Source organism: Pauljensenia sp. UMB6358 (assembly GCF_030216865.1).
Lineage (GTDB): Bacteria > Actinomycetota > Actinomycetes > Actinomycetales > Actinomycetaceae > Pauljensenia > Pauljensenia turicensis_A.
The window spans coordinates 1-241 of the sequence record NZ_JASOMS010000263.1 but is presented as its reverse complement, the minus strand read 5'-3'; the positions used below and the strand labels follow the sequence as shown (position 1 = coordinate 241).

Below are 241 nucleotides of genomic sequence, written 5' to 3'. Positions count from 1 at the left end.
AGCTGATTAGTAGCGAATCGCGTCGATCGGGCGCACCCGGATGGCTGCCACTGCCGGAATAATGCCGCACAGAGCGCCAACTGCAGATGCGATCCCGACGCCGGCGGCGGCCGCGGAAGTGGGGAACGCCGGTCGGTCCTGCAATATGATGTCCATTGACTCGAGCGGAATGAACTGCAGGATCACGATCGCAATGCCTACCCCGATTATGCCTGCAACAAAGGTCGCGACCACTGATTCC

Annotated in this window: 1 pseudogene; it reads right to left on the bottom strand. The window is 60.6% G+C overall.

Annotation, left to right across the window (positions count from 1 at the left end):
* Positions 1-6 precede the first annotated feature (6 nt).
* Positions 7-241, bottom strand: a pseudogene (locus tag QP381_RS09415) (ABC transporter permease); the annotation flags it as partial.